The organism is Microbacterium jejuense, from assembly GCF_019511665.1.
Taxonomy (GTDB): Bacteria; Actinomycetota; Actinomycetes; order Actinomycetales; family Microbacteriaceae; genus Microbacterium; species Microbacterium jejuense_A.
Window position 1 is genome coordinate 291949 of the sequence record NZ_JAEUAW010000003.1, and the last position, 21227, is coordinate 313175.

Sequence of the window (21227 nt, forward strand, 5' to 3'; positions counted from 1 at the left end):
TAGACGACGTGCCTTGGATAGGTAGCCCGGTGATGGGCCGATCTTCGCGACCAACCGCTCAAGCCCGCCCATCCCGGACTTCACCACCGCTACTACGATCTCGTCGTCCTCACCCAAGGTGCGCAGCCCGCGCAGCAGCCGCGTCTTGAAATAGTCCGGGTCGATGAACCGTCAGCGCTTCGCCTCGCTCCGTGTTTGCGTCGCCCGGGGCCCTTGCCTGCGCCGGGAGGGTCGGCCATCGCCAACACCTGCCGGTCGCGGATCAGACAGGTGCTTGAAGTGGTCGGAGTCCGTCAAGCGAGTGCTCTTTCGATCTCGTCATACTCCTCATCGGAGAGCAGGTCTAGCCCCACATAGGCGTGGTAGACGGCGTCGAAGCTGTTGTTCACGACCTCCCCGTCGTCCGCTTCGCTCTGAGTCTTGTACTGCGGGTCGTAGTTCCAGTGCTTGAGTGCCTCGACGAACTGCTCGTGCGAGATCTCGCCGCGCTGGGCCTGACGCACGAGCTCCATGGCTGTCGCGGCCACCGGCTTGTCGGTCGGCACGACGACGTTCATTTCCAGCCCCTCTCCTCGCTCTTGCCCAGCGAGGCGCCGAGCTCCTGCAGCCGAACGCCGTTGCCGAAGCGGAGAGCCAGCAGGCGCTCGTTGATCGCCTCCTCGAGGACACCGGGGAGCCGCCGCAGATTCACGAGCTCGCGAAGCTCCGCAGCGGTGTCAGCGGTCTCGGTCATTGTGGTCGCGTCCTTGCGCCCCAGCCTACCGAGGCTTCATGCATTGACATACATACATGCGAGTCGCTTCTTCTTTGAGTCAGTCGCCGATCGGGGCGAACGCCGCATCGCTCTAACGGCCATTAGCGTCGGATCGCGAGAACCCGCTCACCACGCCTTCCGACCATGGGCTGGCGGTGTTCGAGTCCCAGGCAGCGCGGCTCTACGGGCGCTGCCGCCACCTCCACCCAGGACGGAGTCGCCGTAGGGTCCAAGGTACTGCGCAGGCGACTTCTGGGACACCCCGACCGAGACCTCGGTGCACCAGCCGGAACGTCCTCGCCCGGCCGCCGGACGGCGCCCGAGGAGCGACCACCCCGAATACTCCACTTCGGAATATGCAACTCCACCAGTATCGGGGATCACGACGTGCCCTGTTGTGCGCCAACCGACAACAGCACATCCCCTCCCACCATGCGGTGAGAGGGGATGTGATCGTCAGGCAGCGCTGCGCAGAACGCGTCTCGCGGTGAATGGGTCATGCGCGAGTCCCTCGAGGGACCCCGCGGCGCGGTGAAGCAATTGGTAGTACCGGGCTGGCTTCATGTCGAACTGGCGGATGATCGCTTCTTCCTTCGCACCCGTGTGGCGCGGCCATGCACGCTCGAACTCGAGCAACTCCCCCGGTGTCACACCGGACGCTCGACGAGCGTGTACGCCCGAACGAAGTACCGCTCCGTGCAGATGTTCTCGTGCGGTGAGTCGATCTCGCCCCACCCGACGAGGCACTCACCGTCCATCTCGAACACGTCCTCGACGACGACCTCAACGCTGTCGCGGTTCCGCCGCCAGACGTCATCCTGCTGCGCGCGGCTCTGATCCCCAGTCCCCATGGGGAACCATGATGCCTAGAACCACCGACATCCGCCCGATAGCCTGAGCCGCATGAACAGCGACGACGCTCCCGCGACCGCGAAGCCCGTCAGCGCCGCCGCCGTGACGGCTCTCATTCTCGGGCTCGCCGCACTCGTCCTCATCCCGGTCGCCGCTGGCACCTACCCCATCGCGCTGATCCTCGGCGCCGCCGCGATCATCCTCGGCATCGTCGCCGTGGTGAACTCACGGCGGGGCACCGGAGGCGGGTGGCTCGCGTACGCCGGATCCGTCGCCGGCCTGGTCGCCGTCATCCTCGTGGCGATTCTCAGCCTCACCTGATCCCCCGCGATCAACCCTCTTCCGCGTCGTCATGGCCGCCGCTACCTTGTGCGCCATGGCGAACAACGATGAGGACAGGTACGTCGTCCCGAACAAGGAGCGTGGCGGGTGGGATGTGATCAAGGAGCACGCGAAGCGCGCGTCCGCTCACTTCGACACCCAGGCCGAAGCGATCGACCGCGCACGGGAGATCGTCGAGAACACAGGCCGCGGCCGCGGCGACGTACGCATCCAGGGGAAGAACGGCAAGTTCCGCGACGCCGACTCCGGATCAAAGAACGAGACTGCGGCGAAGGACCGCCGCTAGTCGAGCAGCCCGGCCGGCCTCACCAGAAGAAGCTCCAGCCGTCGTCGTACGCCTCGCGCAGCGCGACGTACTGGTCTCCGTCGAGCTGATCGACGACACCCAGGGCACGCGCGACGTCACGGCCGGAGTACAGACGGTGGTGGAGCTTGCCCATCTGCTGGGCTTCGGCGTGGTCGCCGCCGAGGGTGCGGGCTCGGTCGACGAGGTTGTCTTCAGGCACGAGGGCATCCTGCAGCAGGGTTCCGACATCGGCGTACGCTCGACTACATGACGGATCCGCTCGACGACGGCGCGCAGCTGCGGTGCCCGAACGACGGCATCCTCATGCGCGACATCGCCGGCGGGTGGGAGTGTCCCGAATGCGGCCATACGATCACGCCGACGATGCCGATCCGGATCCCGCAGAAGTTCGACGGGCCGAGCCTCAGGGGCTGGTGAAGCTCCACGGTCGGCAGTCAGGTCAGTTATCCACATCGTGATGATTAGCCCGTCGTCGGCCGAAGGCTCTTGCTAGCTTCCTCGCATGAGCGAAAATAGACAGCGGCCACAGCTGAGCAGACGAGCACTGTTGACCACGGGCTCGTTACTGGCCGGGGCGGCCTTGGTCGGGCTCGAGCGACCGACACGGGCAAATGCTTGGCCAGCGGGCTGGCCGCCGGATGCGTCCGACTACGCCGCCGTCGATCGGGTCGCCCCACCGGGATTCGTCCAGCCGTTCACCGCTCCGATACCACGGATCTCCTCGCCCTACCGGTCCTACCGCACCTGTCAGTGTTCAAACCCGCATGTCGGCACCGACTACAACTACGACGGCATCCGAGGTCGCGAGTTCTACTCGATCGGGCCGGGCAGAGTCGTGGCAAAGGGCGATGCGTCGGCCATGGGTTACTACATCGGCATCGATCACGGCGACGGGGTATTCAGCCGTTACCTGCACATGGATGTCCCGAGCGCCCTGAACATCGGGGACAGCGTCGCTGCGGGGACGCTGATCGGGTACGTCGGCTCCCGGGGCGCAGGCGCTGCTCACCTGCATCTTGAGGTCTGCGTCAACAACGGCACTCAGTATCAGAGTCCTGAAGTATGGCTCAGCAACTCGCCTGCCGTCGGCGAGCCAGCTCCAACGCCTGTCGCCGAACGTTCCTTCTCCATCAACACCGCCGGGACGCTCGAGGGAAAGGAATCCGCGCTCGCGCCAGTGGTGCCATTGCGCGAGAACATCGCTGCGGTGTCGGCCGACGGGTTGACTGTGGCAGCGGTCGACATCTGGGGCGGCGCGTGGGTGCTGCGAGGAGGTTTTGACACTGGTTGGGTCGGTCTAGCGAGCAACGCTCAGGATGTCGCAGTCGATGGCGACCGGTTCGTCGTCCTCCACAAGGACGGGAACGTCATGGCGAAGGACGGGCTCTTCTCCAGCACCTGGGTCCCGCAAATCGGAGGCGTCAGCCAAATCGACGCGGCCAATGGTCGCATCGGAGTTGTCGCCGGCGGCCTCCTCAAAGTGAAGGAGGGCACCCTCTTTGCTGAATGGACAAACCAATACGGCGGGGTTACCGACTTCGCCTTGCATGGGAACCGTATCGGCGTGGTCTCAGGGGGCGCTGCTTACGTCAAGGAGGGCAATCTCTTCGACGGCTGGGTACCAATGGCGGGCGCCCAGCGGATCGAGCTGACAAGCGACCGCGTGGGACTTCTCAACGGGTCGAGCCTGGACATCAAGGCGGGGAATCTGTTTGAAGGCTGGGAGAACGTGGCACCCTCCGCGAGCGACTTCGCCCTGTCTGGGAACCGGATCGCCGTTCGCAGCGGGGGCAGTGTCGTCGTCAAGACGGGTGCACTCAACGCTGGATGGAATGGCTATTTCGCGAACTCCGTGAAAATTGCGCTGAACTAAATCGCCGCGCGCCTCCCGGACGTGTCTGGGAGGCGCGCTGGGGAATCATCGGAACCAGTCCGCGACGAACGGGCGCCCGGTGTCAGACGACCCTCACCGCTATTCTTGAAGCCTCGGCCGGAGGAAGGAATCCCGGCCCACCCGTGACCAAGAACCGACGCTACGAGGCTTACTACGACGCCCTGAACGACAAGGCGATCGCAGAGGCCTCGCCCCGCCCAACCACCCTGCCGCAGCAGGCGTTCGGCCCGAACCCGATCCACTGGGTTCCACGAAGCGAGTCCAAGCCTGCCGTGTGGGCGTGGGTGTCATGGCCCGACCGCCCCGCCGAACGCATTGCGGCGTTCGCACGCGGGTGGAACGACCGGGTCGTGAACGTCGAGTGGAACGGTCCCCGCGGCACCACCGAGACTATGGTGTGGCGGAACGCCGTCACCCGCCGCTCGTAGGATCGACGCATGCTGATCGGCCGCATCCGTCCCCTGGAGACCCGCACCATCGAGGTGGAGGGCGACTCCCTCGCCGCACTGCAGGCGGCCGTCGACGCGCAGCTCCCCGACGGGTGGGCGGCGACCAACGTGCCGGCCGCCATGCCGAAGGGGTCGCACCTACTCACGTCGACAGCCACGATCACGCGCATGGACGGTGTGCAGGAGATCGAGGCCGACGACATGGCCGCGCTCGAGGCCAAGGTGCCCCAGGGGTGGCGGCTGCTGAGCGTCCGCGCGCTCTGACCAGCCGCGGACACGAAATTGCCCCTCTCACACCGCGGTGCGAGAGGGGCTGCTTTTTCACGTCGTGCGTGCGTTGAACCGTCGCGTACGACGGCGAGACTCTTCGTCTCGCACAAGCCGCTCCGCATTCGCGCGGCGCGCTTGCAGGGCTTGTTCGTCGAAACGCCCGGTCCGGCTCTGCTGGCTAGGCGTTACCTTGATTCGATCTGCCATCGGCTTCTCCCCACGTCGCCTAGTTCGGAGTGTACGGACAGCGTGTGACATCGCCCGGTAGACACGACGCTGATTCATCTCGACCTCAATCGGTATCCGACGGCGAGCAACCCTGCGAGGACCTCAACTAGCGGGACGTCTGTCTCGTCGAGATCGCCGGGTGTCGGCGCGTCGACGGTGAGCATTCCGAAGGCCTCATCCTTCACCAGGATAGGCACAGATATATAGGTGCGGTACCCCCGGCCGGACCCCTTCCACGCCTTGTCGTACTCCGCCGCCGTGTTGGGGACGAACTTCGGCTTCCCGCCTGACAGCCACTCGAACGCCGCATCGCCCCGACCGCCGTCCCCAGCCACGAACGGCTCGGGCTTGTCGCGGCGGCGACCCGCTGAGTCCTCGACGACCAACCGCTTCCTCGGTCCGTCTATCTCGACGCGGTACACGACCATTCGGACATCCTTGACGCCGGGGAAGAGAACAGCCTTGGACTGCAGGACGTGGCTGACAGTCTTCTCGAACGGCACTGCGCGCCGGTTGGAGGGTTCGGAGGCCATCTTTCCCACGAGGGCCAGAACCGGGAGCACCGCCTCGGTTACGGCGAGCTGGGCTGTCGCGCCCTCTCGGGTGCGCACTGATTCAGAATGCCGGCGCTCGCGCTCGATCAGGGCTGACAGGATACCTGCGAGAACGACAGCTGCGACAGCGATCGCGACATTGACGGGGCGGTCCTTGACCGGTGCGAATCCCGCGAGGATCGCGAATAGACCGCCTAGGCCATTCAGGACGATGACGAGGGTGACAGGCAGCCACGCGAGCTTGTTGAAGCACCAGTCGAGCCCCGCATGCAACGCCTCGGCTATCGACCGCGACGAGTCGTCCCCGTTGTCCCCCACCACAGATGGGCACTTTACCTGGCCTTCTGCCTACATGACGAACGCGCCCAACCCTCCAGAGCCTCCAGTGGAGGATGAGCTCGGCGCGAAGATCATCCAGCACGACGCGCAGTGGGAACGACAGAACCACCCTCCCGGCCGAAGCCAGAAGGGCGGTAACTCGGGAGTAGTGCGTGCGATAGGTGAATCAGTACATGCGGTCAGGCCGGACTACGCTCGGCGAGGTGAGCCAAGACGAACCGCCCCCTCCGTCAGACGCCGAGAGGATCCACGCCGCCTCCATCGCTTCGCTCTTGGCAGGCCCCTTCGGTCTGATCTTCGCCCTAGGCGACGCGAGCCTCGTGGGCTTGACGCTCATCTTGGCCGCGGCGGCGGTCATCGTCGGAGTGATTGGCCTCGTGCATGCGCGAGGAGGGCTCCGCGGAAACCGACTGATGTCCGCGGCCGGTCTCGTTCTGGGGGTGGTGTCCTTGCTCGTTCTGGGACTGCGGCTCTGGCTCAGCGCGACATGAGCTCGTCGAGAATTGCGCGGGCCTCGTCGGTCGACGTCGTGTAGTGCGCCGTTGAGAACTGGCCCGTGTATGAGTGGAACACGGAACTGATCTTGCCGTGGTCATTGTCGAGCACCACGTGCGGTATGCCGAGCAGCGAGGCGATCACGTGGGCGTGGAGTCGGTCGACGACCATGGCTTGCGCCTGGCTGAACAGGTCGACGGCGGAGTCGAGGTTCCACCGGTTGAGATACCGGAGGCTGCGCTCGATCGTGGGCTGCGGCAGTGAGGGCCACTGTCGATAGACGAGCTTCCCATTCTGCTTCAGCAGCTTGCGGGTGGCACCCCACCGCGACGGGTAGCGAGCATGGCTGCCCCAGTCCGTCACATGCACGTCGTACGGTGTCCGCCACGCCTCCGAGGCCTCCGCGAGACCCGATGACGCCTCACGGTCCCTCCGGGCGATGACCACTACCCGACCCGGGGTGGGCTCCGCTGTGCGTCGCGGCGTCCACCCCAGGGCCATGTCGTAGGCGCGCTCGATCTTCACGTCAGGCAGCTGCTCGCGTGCGCGCTCCATCGACAGGTCATCCCGGACGAGCAGCGTGAACGACGGGTGCGCGCTCAGGACCTTGTTCGCCTGAGCCGCCCGTGCCGGGTCCCGGAACATCACTGACTGGGTGAGCTGCACGATCTCGCAGTTGCGGAGTTCCTGCGCCACTCGCTCGCGGAAGTTCTGGTGCCCAACCCACAGGTCTCCGAAGTTCCCGCCGCCGCGGAGCATGACGATCCCACCGTCAGGCATCGACCGCTTCAGTCGACGCGCGTCGTAGGACTGCATGTCGGCCGCGTAGCGGATGCGGTGCCCGAGGCGGTTCATGTACTCGACCTGGCCTTGCCAGATCATCGAGTCGCCGACGTTGATCAGCGCAGGGGCATCTAGCAGCGCGACATCCTGCTCGAGGCCAGAATGGCGCCGGAGGATCGACTCCGTCTTCCAACGGACCTCGGTCAGGTGGTCGGTGTCCTGCTGCGTGGTCACGCCTGCCACCCTAGAGGACCACCGTTACGGTCTCGTGACGTTACGGCTCGGTCGCCAGCACCTGCACAGCGCCGGTCGCGAATCGCACACACAGCTCGCCCTTGCCGCTGCCATTGGTTCGCATGAACAGACGCGCGTATCCACTCGTCGGTGCAGCCGGATCCGCCGACTGCGACCGGTAATCGAAGTACCCGTTGCCGCTGTCGCCCTCGATTCGGAACGCCGCGTTCACGAGCACGCGGTCACTCATGCTCATCAGGGTGAACAGGTTGCCGTTCTTGTCGAACTTGAACGCCAGCCTCGCGCCGGCACGGAACGTCAGCGTCGTGTTGTTCACGCCTGTCGGGAAACGGATGTTCCCCGACGAGCCGTTGATCGTGACGTCGCTGAGGAGGCGGACGTACAGCACCTCATCCGGATCCAGATACGAGGTGAAGCTCGTCACGGTGGTCGCCCCAGTGATGGAGATGTACCGCTCGCGAGCGGTAACCAGTGTCCCGGCAGCAGCGAACTGCTTCGGGAAGTTGGCGATGCTCGCGGAGCCGTTGCCGGCGTTCCACACACGCAGGTGGCCCTGGCCTGTCGAGTTCACCCAGGTGCGATCGTACGCACCGAGAACCGTCGGGTTGTCGATCTCCCCATACGCAGTACCGGTCGCCTGAGCGATGTAGCCGGTACCCGCACCGTTCGACCCCGAGTCGGCGAAGGTGCCGTCCACCACGGAGCACGACGAACATGACTGCTCGAACAGGATGCCCGACTGGTTGTCTTCGAACCAGGGCGATTCGAGAGTGCAACCCTGGACCCGGTCGAGCCGTGCGCCCACAACGCAGCCCTGGAACGTGCATGTCGTGAACTTCAGCGCGTACGGGTACCTATCGGAGATGATCGCGCCGCTGTCGTCGATCTCGCGGGACACGTAGAGGCCTGCGGCGCCGTAGTTCGTTCCGAGCTCGAAGTTCGTCCCACGGTAGGAGGCCTCAACCTGATCGAAATGCACCTGCCCGACCTGCCCCGCAATGCGGATCCCGACCCAGTTCGGATACGTACCGCTGGTCAGCTGGATGTGGACGGACCGGAAGTTCAGGAACTGCTGCGGCAGCAGGCTGGATACCGGACCGCCCTGCATGAGGATGCCGCCGGGCAGCGTGTTCGAGATGCGGAGGCGCTCGAAGTCGGAGTACCAGAGGCCGCCATCGAAGGGAGCGATCGAGCCCGCGACACCCTTGAAGAAGATCCCCCACTGGTTCGGGTTGCCGTTACCGGAGATCGATACGTCCGACAGGTACACGCGGCGCACCGGCCCGCCCGACTGATCGATCGTGACGATGCCCTTGCGCGTCGACCCGGCGGGCGCCTTGATGACGCTGCGTCCGAATCCCTGACCGATGATCCGGACGTTCGTTCTGAGGATGATGTCAGCGACGATGAGCCGTGCCGGCCAGGAGATGACGCCGCCTCCGGCCGCTGCGACCTCATCGATGACCTGCTGGACCGCCGCCGTCTGGTCGGTCGTGCTGTCCTCGGGGTCCCCGTACTTCAGCGCGGAGACAGCCGGGAATGCAGACCCGACAATCGCGGCCGAGAGTGCGACGCCAGTCTCCGACGCCGGGTCGGACACGAGCGCCTCCACGATGCCGTCGTTCGACGTCGGGACCGCAAGAGCAGCGTCGCGGGCCGCGATCGCCGCATCCCGCGCGGCCGTCGCCTCGGGCACAGATGCTGCCGCCGCGGCAACGGTCTCCGGGTCGAACCCGGCCTCCCTGAGCACGCCGTACAGCGACGTCAGCTTCGTTACGAACGACCCCGACTTGATCACGACCTGCGGCGGGTCCCCCGCGACCCTGAAGTCGCGGAGGACTCCGTCCGAGGTGGACTGCAGGCTCGTGATCGGAGCGCCCGACGCTGGGTCCGTGATCGCCAGCGGCGTCGCGAACGCGAGGTCGTCGGGTGCGAACACCTGGAAGGTGGCCTCGCGCACGAGCTCCCCCGTGTCGGGGTTGTATGCGACCGGGAATCCGCCGAAGTAGTCCTGGATGGGCACGGGCGGGCCTCCTTTCAGGGTGGTGGGTCAGACGTGGCGCTGGGTCTGGTCGGGCAGCAGCTCTTGCACGACCACGTTCTGCGGGACCGCGCGAGTCGGGTCGGCGGGGAGAGTGGCGAGGATCAGCCGGACCAGTGACGCGAGAGCAGCGAGGAACGCTGCCTGCAGCACGGTGGTCCACGGCACGTCGGTGAGCAGGGTCGCGCCGATGAAGCCGGACAGGAGCGCCTGCGCGAACGTCTTGACCACGCGCTCGACAGCGGCGAGCCACCACGGCAGGTTCACTCCGGCCACCTCGGGAAGGCCAGCGAGCGACGTCGCCAGCGAGGTGACGAACCCGAGCCCACCGGCGAGCAGGATCGTCAGCCACGGCACCGCCGTGACCAGCGCGCCGCCGAGGTACGGCAGAGCGATCGCGAGCGCCGTGTACAGGCCACGCAGTGCGGCGTCCCGCCACCACAGCGGGTTCGTGAGGTTGCTCTTCATGGTCGTTGACCTCCTACGGTCGGTTCGGGTTCTCGGTGTTCTCGAAGTCGGGCCACGGGCCCGGATCGATGCCGCGCTCCCGGAGCTGGAAGCGGGCCTCCATGAGCGACTCCTGCGCGATGCGCCGCTTGTCGCGCTCTCGGTCACGCGCGGCCTCAGCGGCGTCCGCGCGAGCGTCGGCGGCGCGCTCGCCCTCCTCGGCCGCAAGCTGCAGGGCGAGCGCATGATCACGCTGCGCGATGATGTCGCTCTTGCGTCGGTCCTCGCGGCCGGAGATGCCCTTGCGGGCCATCAGGATGCCGTCGACGATCGCCTTCACCGCGGCGCCGAAACCGACGGACGTGACGACGGTCACGATGATCGCGATCGGGTTCTCCACGGCGGCCTCCTACTGGTCGCGCGGGACGGTGTTCGCTGTTCGCCTCCCGAGCGCTGCGAGGAGCCGGCCGCGCATGTTGAGGCCGGGCTCGGTCGCGAAGATCTGCAGCTCAAGCCACCTCCGCGCCATCGTCAGCGCGGCGACGATCGTGAGCGCTACAGCGACAGCCGCGGTGATGCTGGTGAACGCGTACCGGCCGAGCACGATCACGTAGACGAGGATTCCCGTGAACGATGCGACGGTCGCCGGCGTCTCGACCATCCACCGACGGAAGGCGCGCCCCGCGAACCCGACCGATCCGCCGGCGAGCAGCATGACCGCCCAGAACACGATCAGCCAGTTCGCGTCGCCGAGCTCGTCGACGACCGTGGACGGTGTGGCGAACATCGCGTAGCAGCCGCCCGCGAACACGGCGGCGTAGACCACGAGGTCGACCGCCCGGATCAGCGCCTCGTACAGGCGCCGGCGGCGGGGCGGAATCGGGTGCTTGTCCATGGTCACCCTCCCACCACGCTCGGCGCGCCGAGCAGGCAGCCGACGGCGAGCGCTCCCCCGATGACTCCGAGGGCGATCAGCCACATCGGCAGTGGCCGGGACCGCTTCTGCCCGTGCTGGACGTTCGTGCGACGGGTCACTTCCCACCTCCGAGGAGTTGCTTGAGCTTGTCGAACACCGACTGGAGCCACGACCGGTCCACAGGAACCGTGTCCGGTTCGGGGTCGGGCGGCGGCGTGACGGTGACGGGGTGCTGGCCGTACTCGGCGACCATGGCGCGGGTGAAGTCGACAGAGCCGCCCCACTGGCCGTTCGACCACTGCTGGAGCTGGGCGCGGGCGTCCCACTTGCCACCGGACCACGCGTACGTCTGGAAGCCCCACCGGATCTTCCCCGCGTCGAACGCGGCCTTCAGCGGGCCGTAGCCGGCGTACAGGCCGACCCGCTCCACGCCGATCACGGACGCGATGCCGTCGAGCGATTCGAGGATCTTCGGGAGGTCCGCCGCGGGCGCGTCGTAGTCGACGTTGAAGTAGATCGGGTGCCCCTGCTTGCCGAGCGCGGTGAGGAAGCCCTCTGCCGCGGTCGCGACGCGCACGCCGGCGTCACGGCCGCCGAGCAGTTCCTTGCCGTCCTCTTCGTAGATGAAGAACACGTCGATGCTGGCGCCGTTGAGCGCTGCGAGCTCGCCCTTGCTGATGCCCTTGTTCGTGCGGCCGTCGGCGTAGGTCGGCGACCACAGGTAGCGGCCGGCGAGCTTCACGCCGCGCTGCGCGAGCGTGGCGACGTCGGGGCGTGCGAACGAGTAGTCGATGCCGTGGATCGACCCGGCGGGTGGGAACCCGGTGCCGTCCGACGCCTGGCCCCAGATGCCGTCGGCCTCCAGCCAGTGCGCGGACTGCCAGGCGGCGACCGCCTGCGACGTCGCGGGCCCGTACTCGCCGTCGTCCTTCACGCCGACGAGGCGCTGGATCTCGGCGGTCGGGCGCGACGTCGCGTTGCGGCCGTTCGTTGGCCACTGCGTCGACGGCGGCACCACGACTGGCGGCGCGGGCGGGAATGCCTTCGCATCCGACAGCGGACCCCACTTCGAGTCCGCGGTGAGGGCGTTCGCCTTCTGCCAGCGGAACACCGCGAGCGATGTCTTGTTGCCCCAGATGCCGTCGGCCGCGGCGCCGATGACGCGCTGGATGTCGGCGACGGGACGGGCGGTGAGGTTGGCGCCGGCGCTGATGACCAGGGCGACACCGGTCGTGTTCGGTCCGAATACGCCGTCGTCGGTGAGGCCGACGAGCTGCTGGAACGTCTTCGTCGCGGCGATGGACTTCGGTCCCCACCCGTTGCCGATGCCGCCGGTGTCCAGGCCGATGGAGACGAGGAACGTCTGCTTCTGCGCGTCCGACCAGCTCGAGGCACCAGACGCGCCCGCAGCAGAGCCAGCCCCGGCGCCGTGCGCACGCATCCACGCGATCGGGTCCACGGCAGTGCCGTTCACCCGGATCTCGAAGTGGTCGCAGACGCCGGAAGCGTTGCCCGTGCGCCCGGGCACCGCCAGCGCCTGGCCTTCGGAGACCCGCTGCCCCTTCGACACCTTCCACGACGCGACGTGGAAGTCGAGGATCTCCACGGTGTCGTTGAACCCGTCAGGTCGAATGCAGACCGCGTTTCCGGCGGCGTCGTTGTACCGCCCCGCCCACGACACGCGGCCTGGCAGCACCGCGCAGATGGTCGAGTACCCGGTGAAGTCGACACCGTGGTGGAAGTTCGAGATCCCGACCCTGGGGTCGCGCGGCCCGTACGGCGACGAGACGCGCGGCTGGGTGGATGAGCCATTCGGCCAGCGGGTCATGATGAGTCCCTCCGAGAACGACGAAGCCCCCGACAGGCGGGGCCAGATGAGCGTGATGCGTACGAGATCAGGTCGGAGGCCCGAACGAACCTGCCTTGCCGACGCTGAGCTGAGGGACGCTGAACGCGTTGCCCTTGCCAACGTTCAGTTCGGCGACCGGGAATGCCCCGGCCTTGCCTGCGCGGATGCCGGACAGAGTGCGCGCCGACACGTAGCCGGAGAACGGACCCCATCCAGCGCTGTTGTGAGAGCGGATGCGTACCCGGTACTCGACGCCCGATGCCAGCGCGAGGCCGACTCCGGCAGGCATGGACGCGCCGTTTGGGTTGCCAGCAGGGCCAACACCGAACGGGGCGTCGTCCCACACCACGACGCCGTCGGAGACGCGGGACCACTCGGCGTGATCCTGGTCGATCGCCGCGCCGTTGTTGGCACCTCGGCTGTAGGTCACCCGGAACGAGGTCAGCGTGATGTCGCTCACCGACAGACTGTGCGGCGCGGCAGGCGGTGTCGCCGGTGGAGGTGGCGCCTGCCGGGTGATCGTCATCGTGAGCGTGGTCGGCCCACCGAGTCCGCTCGTGCCCGTCGCGTTGAGTGTGAACGACACCGTCTGCGTGCCGTAGTTCGCTGTCCACGCGCCGAACAGGAGGCCGGGCGCTGGCTTCGTCCCCGTCGACCACGGCTGCGAGCCACCGACACCGACGCCGTTGACGACGCCGCTCCATCCGAGCCCGCCGGAGTTGGTCGTCGAGTACCCGCCGTAGACGTAGAACCGAACCGTCGTGCCGTCGAAGTCGATCCGGAGTGCGCCAGCCTGACCGGTCGCCTTGTCGACGAAGGCCATTACGGCCTCACCCAGAGCAGGTTGTCGGCGTAGGGCGGGGCGGTCGTGCCGACGTACACCGAGTCAGGCACCCACCTGTCGGTGCCGTCGGAGGCGAATCCGCGAACCCAGGTGATGCCCTGGATCCATACGCGCGAGCCGATGCGGTCGAGGAACTGTCGGACCAGCAGCGACTTCGCCGCGGTGCCGCCCGAGCCGTACCAGACCCGGAGGTCCTCGAATTCCTGCGCCGCCGACTGGCCCGCCGCGAACCGCACAAGCCCGATCGGCTGATCGTCGGTCACCCCAGGGTCGCGTTCCATCTGAGCGATCGGGATCACCTTGTCGCCGGACGCCAGACCTGGCAGTAGGACCAGCGTCGATGTGCCGGTCAGCCAGTCACGACGGAGACACACGAGGTCCCAACGGTTGCCCGCGGTGACCGGTGTGCCGACGAGCGACGTGACAGCGTCGGAGTCGTCGACGATGCCCTGCCCCACTGCACGCCCGGCAGCGACCCGCACCTCACGGTCGCCGGGCCCGGCCGACAGCGCGAACGACGGGAGTCCGACGACGCCGTACTCGGCTCCTGCGTGGGAAGCCACGAGCGCCCACGTCGCGTAGTCGACCGAGCCCTCGTACCCCTTCGACGTGATGGTCACGGTTACCGCCTCTCGAGACCGCGCACCGCGGTCGCCACGTTGTTGATGAAGCCGACGAGACGCGCCTGCGGGTCCTCGGATGCGAGACCCACCGTCGGCACGACGGAGAACCCGGACTGGACGTCGTGGGTCACGGTGATCTGCGAGATGACGTCCTCGACGGACAGCGCCCCGATCTGCACGAGCACCTTCGTGCCAACGTCGTAGGCATCCGGGAATCGGAACCACGACGTCTCCCGCAGCTCAGCGGTCAGGCCCGCCTTCGCGGCCCGGTCTGCGAGTGCCGCCTCACCATAGGGGACGAGGCTCGCGCCTTCCTCGGCGTTCCGCGCGTCGACGAACACTTCGAGCACGGTGCCCAGTTCTGCCTCGAGCGCCGCGTCGACGACGAGCGCGAACTCGCGGGCCACCCCGTCACCTCGGCCGCCGACGACAGCACGCGTCGCGGTGGCGGGCTGCTTCACCCACGACCAGTTCGACAGCACCCCCGACTGCGGTGTGATCGGGCGCGAGAATGTCTCACCCTCGCGGACGTCGACGAGCCACCTGCCTGTGTCCTCGTTGCGTTCGATGACGAGCTGCAGCCTGTCCTGCACCAGCGGAGGCACGATCGTCGACGCCAGCGGATCCATTCGCAGCTCGATCGGTCGCGAGAGTCCTCGCCCCAGCGACGGCGCGACGTCCCACGGGAGTCCGAGCCGGGTCACGTTCGCCGCGATCGCGGCCTTCGCGTTCGCTTCCGACGTCCCGGCGGCGCGCCAGTACTCCGAGGCGCCCTGCCCGCCGATGAGCGCGCCCGGCACCTGCCAGCCGAGGATCGTCGCGAGCTCCTGGAAGTCGTCCAGCACCGGGACGGTCACTGTGCCGTTCGGTGCATCGGCGCCGGCTGGCGCCCCGACACGGCCCTCGAGGAGCCGGCGAGCGTTGTGGGTCGCTCCGTCCTCGGTGACCATCCACACGGCGCAGCGGACGCCCTCCTCGCCCACGAGCGTGGAGACGATGGGGTGGTCGTCGCGCAGTGTGAGGTACGCGGAGGATGCGACGTTCCAGCGGAGCGTCGCGACGGTCTTGGAGGGGATCACCTGGCGGATGAACGACGAGCCCGAGTCGAAGAACTGAGCCTGCAGGTACTTCCGCGCGACCATCAGAACGCCCGCCAGTACAGGGGCACGAGTTCCGCGGTCACCGCGCCAGCGCCGGCCGCGATGATCACGAGCCGGGTCTCGCCGCGCGCCGGGACGGGCGCGAACATCTGGAACCCGAGGTCACGGGTGACGTCCGCGCCGTCGAGCGTCGCGAACAGACCTGCCGGGTCGGTGTCGATCTGCAGCACCTCGCCGTCCGCGATGGGAAATGGCACGTCGATGACCGCATCGCCGACGCCGAGCTGCACGTTCTCCAGCGGCCCGACTGCCGTCCACACGAGGTACGCGGGCTCGTCGCCCGGGTTCGGGATCCGCGCCTCCTGGAACGTCGCCGCGCCGGAGACATGGAACGTGGGCGCCCCGTCGGCGTCGATGAAGTCGACGCCCTCGGCCGCGTAGAACGGACGCGAGATCCGCTTCCCCCTCCACAGCGGCCGCGGCGCCGACAGCTCGACACCGATCAGCGCCCGACCCGTCACGAACGGGTCGCGCTCGAACGAGTACGACCCGTCGAACACGCCTGTCAGCGGCAGCGAGCGCGCCTTGTCGCCGATGCCGACCGTCCACGTGCCGGGGATGATCGGGTGGAACGAGTCGAAGAACGCGCCGTGATCTTCCTCCCACTGCGCCGCGGATGCCGCGCGGAACAGCATCGGCCAATAGACCGGGCGGGCGGGCAGCGAGTAGCCGAGCAGGTCTTCGCCGGCGACCAGCGGCGACGACGACTTGTGGATCACCATCGGCGGCATGTGGAGGCCCTGCACACCCGGCGCCATGCGGGGGTTCCTCGCTGTCGACCCCACGAGCGGCCAGAGACTCCCGTCCCAGCCCGTCCACGTCATCGCGCGAGGCGAGAACGCGGACGAGCCGGCACCGGAGGTGCTCGCAGGAGCCGCCAGGACAATCGGCATCGAGACCTCCTACGTCGTGATCGAGTGCGCGTCGAGCGCGCGCGTGAGCTGCTGCCGCTCCTCGCGCACGATCTCGGCCGGATCGACGGCGTAGTTGTCGCCGTTGTGGATGACCTGGATCGGCGGCACCGCGGCACCCGCCCGCGACGGCGCCGGCGCCCCGGCGCCACCTGGCGAGCCCGGCATCCGCCTGAGACCCTCCAGCAGCAGCGCCCACGACCGCGCCGACCCGTCCAGCGGTGCGTACAGCTCCGGCACGTCGCCACGGTCACCGACGACACGGAACGTGTTCGCCGGGACCATCTGCGCGATCGACTGCATCGGGCTCAGCCCGCGCAGGCCACCGTCGGCCATGAACTCCAGCAGTGCACCGTTCGCCTGGTAACGGATGCTCGACCCGGCGTTCTGGTACGACTGGCCGCCGTACGCGTCGACGTACACCTTGATGCGCCGCCCGGTCGCGGACTGGATGAAGCCCTCGAACCCGTTCCGCGCCGGCGTCGTGTCGGCCGTGATGATCACCGACCCGTCAGGCAGCGTGACGATGCGGTCCGCGAGAGACTGCACCTTGCCCTGCTCGGACGGTGCGTTCGAGCTGAACGTCGTCGCCGCGCTGGTCGGCGTCTGCAGCACGGTGTCGATGAGCGCCTGAGCTTCCTCACGCGTCATCCCGGTCTGCATCATCTGCGCGAACAGCGCCTGCGTCGACGTGTTGTACCGGTCGGTGAGGTTCGCCTGCGACTCCCCCGCAGCCTCGGCCGCGGCCACCTCGTCGCTGATCGCGGCGATCGCAGCCCGCACCTGCGACTCCATGGTGCCGTGCTCCGAGCCGACCTGACCGATCGAGTCCGCGACACGCATCGCAGCATCGTTGAGGAAGCCGAGCGCGACCTGCCCATCGGCGAAGCCGTTGAACTGGTCCCGCATGCCCTCGAGCGAGTCGACCGCGGAGTCCGTGACGTCGTCGAACCCGCGCATGCTCTCCGCGAGATCGGTGAGCTCCTTCGGCTTCCCCTCGAACCCGTTGAACATGTCGATGACGGCAGCGAGCCCGTCGACCATCTCCGCGAGCGGCCCGGACACGAACGTGCCGAAGCCCTCCGTGGCGGCCACGGCGAAGTCGAACGCACCGTTGATGAGGTCCTGGAAGAACTGCAGCAGCGGGCCACGGTTCTGCGACACCCAGTCAGCGAAGTCGCCGAGCGGGTCCGAGAACGCCGTCGCGAGTGCACCCTGGATGCCGTCCAGGGCGACCTCGATGTTGCGCTTCGCCTGCTCCATCTTGGTCGCGTCGTTGTCCGACAGGGTGTCGAACATCCGCTGCGCGGCGCCCGTGACGCCGTCGAGCTCGTCGACGGCCGACGACAGGTCCATCGCGAACAGCGCGTCGCCGAGATCCTCAGCCTGGGTGCCGAAGAGAGCGACCGCCGCGGCGTTGCGCGCCACCGGGTCCTCCATCGCGCGCAGCCGGTCGAGGACGATGTCAAGTCCGTCGCGGGCCGAGTCACCACCGGCCGCGATCTTCGCTGTCATCTCCTCAGCCGACAGGCCGAGCGCCTCGAACCCCTGCGCCGACAGCTTCGAGCCGTCCGTCGCACGGATCTGGAACTCCTTCAGGGCGTCCGCGGCGAGGTCGCTGTTCCGGGCGCCCGCCTTCAGCCCCTGGTTGATGAGGCCGAGCGCCTCCGGCCCAGTGAGGCCGAGACGCTTGAACAGCGCCGGATACTCGGTGAAGGTGTCGAGCAGGTCCTCGGCCCGGTTGACGCCCTCGCGGGCGCCGGCGGCGAGGAGGTCGAACGCCTCGTCGGCAGACTTCGCGATGCCGCTCTGCAGCAACGTCGTCACTGTGCGGGCGACCGGCGCCACGTCCTCGTCGAGGACGCTCGCGATGCCGGCGAGCCCTTCGATGACCTTCTGAGCGTCGCGCGTCGTGGCGTTCTCGTCGATCAGGTCGAACTGGACCGCCAGGCGAGCGGTGTCCATGTTCGCTTCGATCGACTCGCCGAACACCTGCGAGTAGGCCTCGCCGGCGGCGCGGCCGATGCGGGTCGCCTGCTCGGGGTCGAGGCCCGCCAGCGCGGCGAGCTTGTCGAAGCGAACCTCGACACCCAGGCCGTTCTGGAAGCCCTCGACGACGGCGTTCGCGGCCGTCTCAGCGATCTTCGCGACAGCCCCAGCGATCGGGATGGTGGCGAGACCGGCGACGATGCCGCCGACGATCGCCTTGCCGCCGCGTGCGCCGCCGTCCTTACCCGCACCCTCAGCCTTGTCGGCGACGTCGTCGAGCGCGGCCTCCGCGCCCGAGGTGTCGGCGTCGACCTCCATGACTGCCTTCGCCGCCCGGAGCCCGTCGAGGTTCCGCTGCACCTTCTGCAGGTTCGCCTCGGCGCGCTTGATGTCGGCCTCGACGTCGAGCTCGGTGCGCACAGACTTGAGGTAGTCGAGCCGTTCGTACACGCGCATGAACGACTTCTCGGCGCGGTCGATATTGGCGTCGACGGTCGCCATCGTCTTCGCGGTGACGATCCGCTTCGCCTGCGCCTCGACACGGTCGAGGCTGGCGATCGCGCCCTTCGCGTCCGCGTCGACCTTCAGAGGGTTCTTCTCGATCCGCTGCCCGGTCGACTTGATGTCCTTCTCCGCCTTGGCGACCTGGTCGTCGTTGACGGTGACGAGGACTTCGATCTCGGCTGCGCGCAGCGGCATCGGTCACCTCCGGGTGAGTACCGCCCGCAGGCGAGAAGGCGAGTCGTAGAGGCTGAAGATCATGGTGCGGATCCCCGGCCACGGGCGCCGCCGGACCGCGGGGTCGTACAGGTCGACCCCGTACTCCTTCGCGAGCTCGGCGACGACGAGCTGCCAGTGCGTGACGAGCGCGAGCAGCGAGTAGTCGAGCTCGGGCTCTGTCGTCGGCGCCGCCGTGACCGTCTCAGGCTTCAGGTCTTCCGGGACCGGCCGGTAGTCCGGGTACCAGCCATCGGCGTCCGGTTCCCCGATGCCGTACGGCGCCCAGTCTTCGGCCGTGACGAGCCTTTTGGGGCCGTACCACCCGCCTTCGGTTCCTCGGTCTCACGCGGCGTCCACAGGACAGCGGCGATCCAGTCCGCGAACCCCTGGCCGCGCGCCCAGTAGAACATCGCGTACACGGCGAACCGGTCGATCGTCGCCGCCGGGACACCGTCGGCGACCATGCGGTCGTACACCGCCTGGCCGAGCGCGGGGTGCTTGGTCCCGATGCTGTCGATCACGGACTGAACCTCGGGCGGGACGGGTCCCTCGGCGAGCCCGAACTTCACCTCGGCGAGCACCGCCGACGCGAGGATCATCGCGGCCTCGTCGACGGACGGGGGCGAGACGGTGTACGTCTCGCCCCTGAACGTCAGCGTGAGGTCCGGCACCGCCCACTGTTCGAAGTCGACGGCACCCACCGGTTAGGCCCCGCGCTCGTACGAGAACGCGACCGACGAGCCGGCCGGGTTCGTGATGACCACCGGGACGGTGCCGGCCGTGTCGGTCGGCAGCTGCGCGATGATCGATCCGTCGTTGGCCGGGACGAACTCGGCGGGCAGCGTGTCGAAGGTGACCGCGGTCGCCGTGAGGAACCCGGAGCCGGTGATGGTGACGAGGTCGCCGCTGCCGGCGTCGGCGGGCGTGATGCCGATGATCGTCGGTGCGGTCGAGCCCCACCCGGTCCACGGGTTCGCGATCGGCGTGTACTCGCCCTTGCCGGTGAGCGTGACGGCGAACACCTCGTTCTCCGCGTTGCCGGTGTTCTGCCGCGTGATCTCAACGGTGACGAGCGCACGACCGGCGTCGGTCGGGTGCGGGGTGCCGATCGCGGGCTTGTGGTAGAACCGCACGTCGAGGACGGCGGCCTCCGCCTTCGCGCGGCTCGCGTTGAGCAGCGCCTCGATCTCGGGCAGGTACAGCCCCGACGTGAGCGACCGGTTCGCCTGGATCGTGAACGCGCCCGCGAACCCGCGGCCCGTGACGTCCTCGTTCGGTGCGCCCTGGTCGTCGTACGACTGCACGTCGTTCGTGACCTTCGGGAACGTCGGCGCCCACCCTGAGATGCGGCGGCACGACTGCCACTGCGGGACGGCGAACGACCCCAGGTTGACGTCGAGCCCGTACTCGTAGGACTTGCCCAGCGTGATGTCGGCCGGGAGCGGAACCCTGTTCATGTTGAAGCCTCCAGATTGTCGAGGGTGATGATGTAGTTGTCGGTCCGCTCCTCGCGGCCGTTGGTGTCGGCACCCAAGGGGGCCATGGACATGCGACGGATGTCGCTGATTCCCCCCACGCGGGAGAGACCTTGGAGCAGCGTGAACGCGGGCGCCGCGAGCTTGTTCGCACCGCGGGGATCGCCGCGGCCTCCCCGGAAGTACAGCTGCGCGCGACGCTCCGCGACGAACTCGGTGAGCCGGTCCTCGGTGCCGTACACGCGGACGCCGACGGCGCGATCGGGCTTGTCCTGGACGGCGCCGTAGAACACCGCTGTCGAGTCCTGCGGGAACGCGTCGAGGGTCGGGTCCCACACCCACCCGGGGATGCGGCCGAGGATCTCGCAGAGCCGGAACGTGAGCTCGTCGTCGTCCATCAGGAGAACGCCTCGCGGATCTCGTCGAACACGTACTCGCTGACGTCGACCTCTGCCGCCGCGGCCTCCAGGAACTTCGCCTGCCCGCCGCCCAGATGCTGCCACTCGATGTGCTCGTGCTGCAGCATCGAGACGAACGACCCGAACCCGACCTGCCCGGTGAGGTCGTCGATCGCGACGAACCCCGACTTGTCCGAGTCGCCCGTGTCAGTCGGCGACAGCTCGCGTGCACGATCGAGCAGCACCTTCAGGCCCTTCCGCAGGCCCTCCTGCGCGGCCTTCTCAGCCGTCGACAGGATCGGCGTGTGCATCTTCACCACGGCAGGCCTCCC

General features: G+C 67.9%; 28 protein-coding genes. 6 read left to right on the forward strand and 22 right to left on the reverse strand.

Going from position 1 to position 21227, the window contains the following annotated elements:
* Window positions 1-293: 293 nt before the first annotated feature.
* The 4 genes from JNB62_RS05240 to JNB62_RS05255 all read right to left on the reverse strand — a co-directional run bounded on the left by JNB62_RS05240 (window position 294) and on the right by JNB62_RS05255 (window position 1605).
* Entirely contained in the window at window positions 294-557 is a 264-nt protein-coding gene (locus tag JNB62_RS05240; protein WP_220299802.1) for a hypothetical protein, read from the reverse strand.
* The gene (locus JNB62_RS05245; protein ID WP_220299803.1) at window positions 554-733 is read right to left on the reverse strand and encodes a hypothetical protein; all 180 of its coding nucleotides are present in this window, start codon (window positions 731-733) and stop codon (window positions 554-556) included. The genes JNB62_RS05240 and JNB62_RS05245 overlap by 4 nt, the downstream gene beginning before the upstream one ends.
* 477 nt (window positions 734-1210) lie before the next feature.
* Complete coding sequence (locus tag JNB62_RS19535; RefSeq protein ID WP_308291730.1) at window positions 1211-1489, reverse strand: DUF3263 domain-containing protein; 279 nt, start codon at window positions 1487-1489, stop codon at window positions 1211-1213.
* Entirely contained in the window at window positions 1402-1605 is a 204-nt protein-coding gene (locus JNB62_RS05255; RefSeq protein WP_220299805.1) for a hypothetical protein, read from the reverse strand. The genes JNB62_RS19535 and JNB62_RS05255 overlap by 88 nt, the downstream gene beginning before the upstream one ends.
* Before the next feature lie 52 nt (window positions 1606-1657).
* On the opposite strand from JNB62_RS05255, the gene JNB62_RS05260 reads away from it, so the two are divergent.
* Both JNB62_RS05260 and JNB62_RS05265 read left to right on the forward strand, forming a co-directional pair.
* Window positions 1658-1927 carry a hypothetical protein gene (locus JNB62_RS05260; RefSeq protein WP_220299806.1) on the forward strand — a complete coding sequence of 90 codons (270 nt, stop codon included), beginning with the start codon at window positions 1658-1660 and terminating at the stop codon, window positions 1925-1927.
* Window positions 1928-1958: 31 nt separating this feature from the next.
* Window positions 1959-2234, forward strand: a complete 276-nt coding sequence (locus tag JNB62_RS05265; RefSeq protein ID WP_220299807.1) for a DUF2188 domain-containing protein — start codon at window positions 1959-1961, stop codon at window positions 2232-2234.
* A gap of 19 nt (window positions 2235-2253) precedes the next feature.
* Here the strand turns inward: JNB62_RS05265 and JNB62_RS05270 are convergent, their stop codons facing one another.
* Window positions 2254-2454: a hypothetical protein gene (locus tag JNB62_RS05270; protein WP_220299808.1), complete on the reverse strand. Its 201-nt coding sequence runs from the start codon at window positions 2452-2454 to the stop codon at window positions 2254-2256.
* Between the two features lie 47 nt (window positions 2455-2501).
* On the opposite strand from JNB62_RS05270, the gene JNB62_RS05275 reads away from it, so the two are divergent.
* From JNB62_RS05275 to JNB62_RS05290, 4 genes are all read left to right on the forward strand, one after another.
* Entirely contained in the window at window positions 2502-2672 is a 171-nt protein-coding gene (locus JNB62_RS05275) for a hypothetical protein (RefSeq protein WP_220299809.1), read from the forward strand.
* A gap of 85 nt (window positions 2673-2757) precedes the next feature.
* Window positions 2758-4128: a M23 family metallopeptidase gene (locus JNB62_RS05280; protein WP_220299810.1), complete on the forward strand. Its 1371-nt coding sequence runs from the start codon at window positions 2758-2760 to the stop codon at window positions 4126-4128.
* A gap of 143 nt (window positions 4129-4271) precedes the next feature.
* A complete protein-coding gene (locus tag JNB62_RS05285) occupies window positions 4272-4577 on the forward strand; it encodes a hypothetical protein (protein ID WP_220299811.1) in 306 nt (101 codons plus the stop codon).
* Window positions 4578-4586: 9 nt separating this feature from the next.
* Window positions 4587-4862 (forward strand): hypothetical protein, encoded by a 276-nt coding sequence (locus JNB62_RS05290; RefSeq protein ID WP_220299812.1) that lies wholly within the window; start codon window positions 4587-4589, stop codon window positions 4860-4862.
* Window positions 4863-5149: 287 nt separating this feature from the next.
* Here JNB62_RS05290 and JNB62_RS19540 read toward each other — a convergent pair whose 3' ends face one another.
* The 17 genes from JNB62_RS19540 to JNB62_RS05375 all read right to left on the reverse strand — a co-directional run bounded on the left by JNB62_RS19540 (window position 5150) and on the right by JNB62_RS05375 (window position 21215).
* On the reverse strand, window positions 5150-5971 hold the full coding sequence (locus JNB62_RS19540; protein ID WP_220299813.1) for a GAF domain-containing protein: 822 nt from the start codon (window positions 5969-5971) through the stop codon (window positions 5150-5152).
* Between the two features lie 495 nt (window positions 5972-6466).
* Window positions 6467-7501 (reverse strand): polysaccharide pyruvyl transferase family protein, encoded by a 1035-nt coding sequence (locus JNB62_RS05300; RefSeq protein WP_220299814.1) that lies wholly within the window; start codon window positions 7499-7501, stop codon window positions 6467-6469.
* Between the two features lie 40 nt (window positions 7502-7541).
* Window positions 7542-9134 carry a glycoside hydrolase family 55 protein gene (locus JNB62_RS05305; protein ID WP_220299815.1) on the reverse strand — a complete coding sequence of 531 codons (1593 nt, stop codon included), beginning with the start codon at window positions 9132-9134 and terminating at the stop codon, window positions 7542-7544.
* 438 nt (window positions 9135-9572) lie between these two features.
* Entirely contained in the window at window positions 9573-10031 is a 459-nt protein-coding gene (locus tag JNB62_RS05310; protein WP_220299816.1) for a holin, read from the reverse strand.
* 13 nt (window positions 10032-10044) lie between these two features.
* Window positions 10045-10410 (reverse strand): hypothetical protein, encoded by a 366-nt coding sequence (locus JNB62_RS05315; protein WP_220299817.1) that lies wholly within the window; start codon window positions 10408-10410, stop codon window positions 10045-10047.
* Window positions 10411-10419: 9 nt separating this feature from the next.
* Complete coding sequence (locus JNB62_RS05320) at window positions 10420-10905, reverse strand: hypothetical protein (protein ID WP_220299818.1); 486 nt, start codon at window positions 10903-10905, stop codon at window positions 10420-10422.
* Between the two features lie 2 nt (window positions 10906-10907).
* Window positions 10908-11045, reverse strand: coding sequence for a hypothetical protein (locus tag JNB62_RS05325; RefSeq protein WP_220299819.1), 138 nt, complete (start codon window positions 11043-11045; stop codon window positions 10908-10910).
* On the reverse strand, window positions 11042-12754 hold the full coding sequence (locus JNB62_RS05330) for a peptidoglycan-binding protein (RefSeq protein WP_220299820.1): 1713 nt from the start codon (window positions 12752-12754) through the stop codon (window positions 11042-11044). Before JNB62_RS05330 ends, JNB62_RS05325 begins: the two co-directional genes overlap by 4 nt.
* Before the next feature lie 67 nt (window positions 12755-12821).
* Entirely contained in the window at window positions 12822-13598 is a 777-nt protein-coding gene (locus JNB62_RS05335) for a fibronectin type III domain-containing protein (RefSeq protein WP_220299821.1), read from the reverse strand.
* On the reverse strand, window positions 13598-14239 hold the full coding sequence (locus JNB62_RS05340; protein ID WP_220299822.1) for a hypothetical protein: 642 nt from the start codon (window positions 14237-14239) through the stop codon (window positions 13598-13600). The genes JNB62_RS05335 and JNB62_RS05340 overlap by 1 nt, the downstream gene beginning before the upstream one ends.
* Before the next feature lie 2 nt (window positions 14240-14241).
* A complete protein-coding gene (locus tag JNB62_RS05345; RefSeq protein ID WP_220299823.1) occupies window positions 14242-15384 on the reverse strand; it encodes a siphovirus ReqiPepy6 Gp37-like family protein in 1143 nt (380 codons plus the stop codon).
* Window positions 15384-16295, reverse strand: a complete 912-nt coding sequence (locus JNB62_RS05350) for a hypothetical protein (protein WP_220299824.1) — start codon at window positions 16293-16295, stop codon at window positions 15384-15386. Before JNB62_RS05350 ends, JNB62_RS05345 begins: the two co-directional genes overlap by 1 nt.
* Window positions 16296-16304: 9 nt before the next feature.
* The gene (locus tag JNB62_RS05355) at window positions 16305-19001 is read right to left on the reverse strand and encodes a phage tail tape measure protein (protein WP_220299825.1); all 2697 of its coding nucleotides are present in this window, start codon (window positions 18999-19001) and stop codon (window positions 16305-16307) included.
* A 230-nt stretch (window positions 19002-19231) separates the two neighbouring features.
* A complete protein-coding gene (locus JNB62_RS05360) occupies window positions 19232-19723 on the reverse strand; it encodes a DUF7426 family protein (RefSeq protein ID WP_220299826.1) in 492 nt (163 codons plus the stop codon).
* Window positions 19724-19726: 3 nt separating this feature from the next.
* The gene (locus JNB62_RS05365) at window positions 19727-20479 is read right to left on the reverse strand and encodes a phage tail tube protein (RefSeq protein ID WP_220299827.1); all 753 of its coding nucleotides are present in this window, start codon (window positions 20477-20479) and stop codon (window positions 19727-19729) included.
* Window positions 20476-20895, reverse strand: a complete 420-nt coding sequence (locus JNB62_RS05370; RefSeq protein ID WP_220299828.1) for a minor capsid protein — start codon at window positions 20893-20895, stop codon at window positions 20476-20478. Before JNB62_RS05370 ends, JNB62_RS05365 begins: the two co-directional genes overlap by 4 nt.
* Window positions 20895-21215, reverse strand: a complete 321-nt coding sequence (locus JNB62_RS05375; RefSeq protein ID WP_220299829.1) for a hypothetical protein — start codon at window positions 21213-21215, stop codon at window positions 20895-20897. The genes JNB62_RS05370 and JNB62_RS05375 overlap by 1 nt, the downstream gene beginning before the upstream one ends.
* Window positions 21216-21227: the final 12 nt, after the last annotated feature.

Bases quoted from the DNA above. Each gene is read 5' to 3' on its own strand.
- JNB62_RS05240 (WP_220299802.1), bottom strand. From the start codon at position 557: ATGAACGTCGTCGTGCCGACCGACAAGCCGGTGGCCGCGACAGCCATG.
- JNB62_RS05245 (WP_220299803.1), bottom strand. From the start codon at position 733: ATGACCGAGACCGCTGACACCGCTGCGGAGCTTCGCGAGCTCGTGAAT.
- JNB62_RS05255 (WP_220299805.1), bottom strand. From the start codon at position 1,605: ATGGGGACTGGGGATCAGAGCCGCGCGCAGCAGGATGACGTCTGGCGG.
- JNB62_RS05260 (WP_220299806.1), top strand. From the start codon at position 1,658: ATGAACAGCGACGACGCTCCCGCGACCGCGAAGCCCGTCAGCGCCGCC.
- JNB62_RS05265 (WP_220299807.1), top strand. From the start codon at position 1,959: ATGGCCGCCGCTACCTTGTGCGCCATGGCGAACAACGATGAGGACAGG.
- JNB62_RS05275 (WP_220299809.1), top strand. From the start codon at position 2,502: ATGACGGATCCGCTCGACGACGGCGCGCAGCTGCGGTGCCCGAACGAC.
- JNB62_RS05280 (WP_220299810.1), top strand. From the start codon at position 2,758: ATGAGCGAAAATAGACAGCGGCCACAGCTGAGCAGACGAGCACTGTTG.
- JNB62_RS05290 (WP_220299812.1), top strand. From the start codon at position 4,587: ATGCTGATCGGCCGCATCCGTCCCCTGGAGACCCGCACCATCGAGGTG.
- JNB62_RS05310 (WP_220299816.1), bottom strand. From the start codon at position 10,031: ATGAAGAGCAACCTCACGAACCCGCTGTGGTGGCGGGACGCCGCACTG.
- JNB62_RS05320 (WP_220299818.1), bottom strand. From the start codon at position 10,905: ATGGACAAGCACCCGATTCCGCCCCGCCGCCGGCGCCTGTACGAGGCG.
- JNB62_RS05330 (WP_220299820.1), bottom strand. From the start codon at position 12,754: ATGACCCGCTGGCCGAATGGCTCATCCACCCAGCCGCGCGTCTCGTCG.
- JNB62_RS05335 (WP_220299821.1), bottom strand. From the start codon at position 13,598: ATGGCCTTCGTCGACAAGGCGACCGGTCAGGCTGGCGCACTCCGGATC.
- JNB62_RS05345 (WP_220299823.1), bottom strand. From the start codon at position 15,384: ATGGTCGCGCGGAAGTACCTGCAGGCTCAGTTCTTCGACTCGGGCTCG.
- JNB62_RS05350 (WP_220299824.1), bottom strand. From the start codon at position 16,295: ATGCCGATTGTCCTGGCGGCTCCTGCGAGCACCTCCGGTGCCGGCTCG.
- JNB62_RS05355 (WP_220299825.1), bottom strand. From the start codon at position 19,001: ATGCCGCTGCGCGCAGCCGAGATCGAAGTCCTCGTCACCGTCAACGAC.
- JNB62_RS05365 (WP_220299827.1), bottom strand. From the start codon at position 20,479: ATGAACAGGGTTCCGCTCCCGGCCGACATCACGCTGGGCAAGTCCTAC.
- JNB62_RS05370 (WP_220299828.1), bottom strand. From the start codon at position 20,895: ATGGACGACGACGAGCTCACGTTCCGGCTCTGCGAGATCCTCGGCCGC.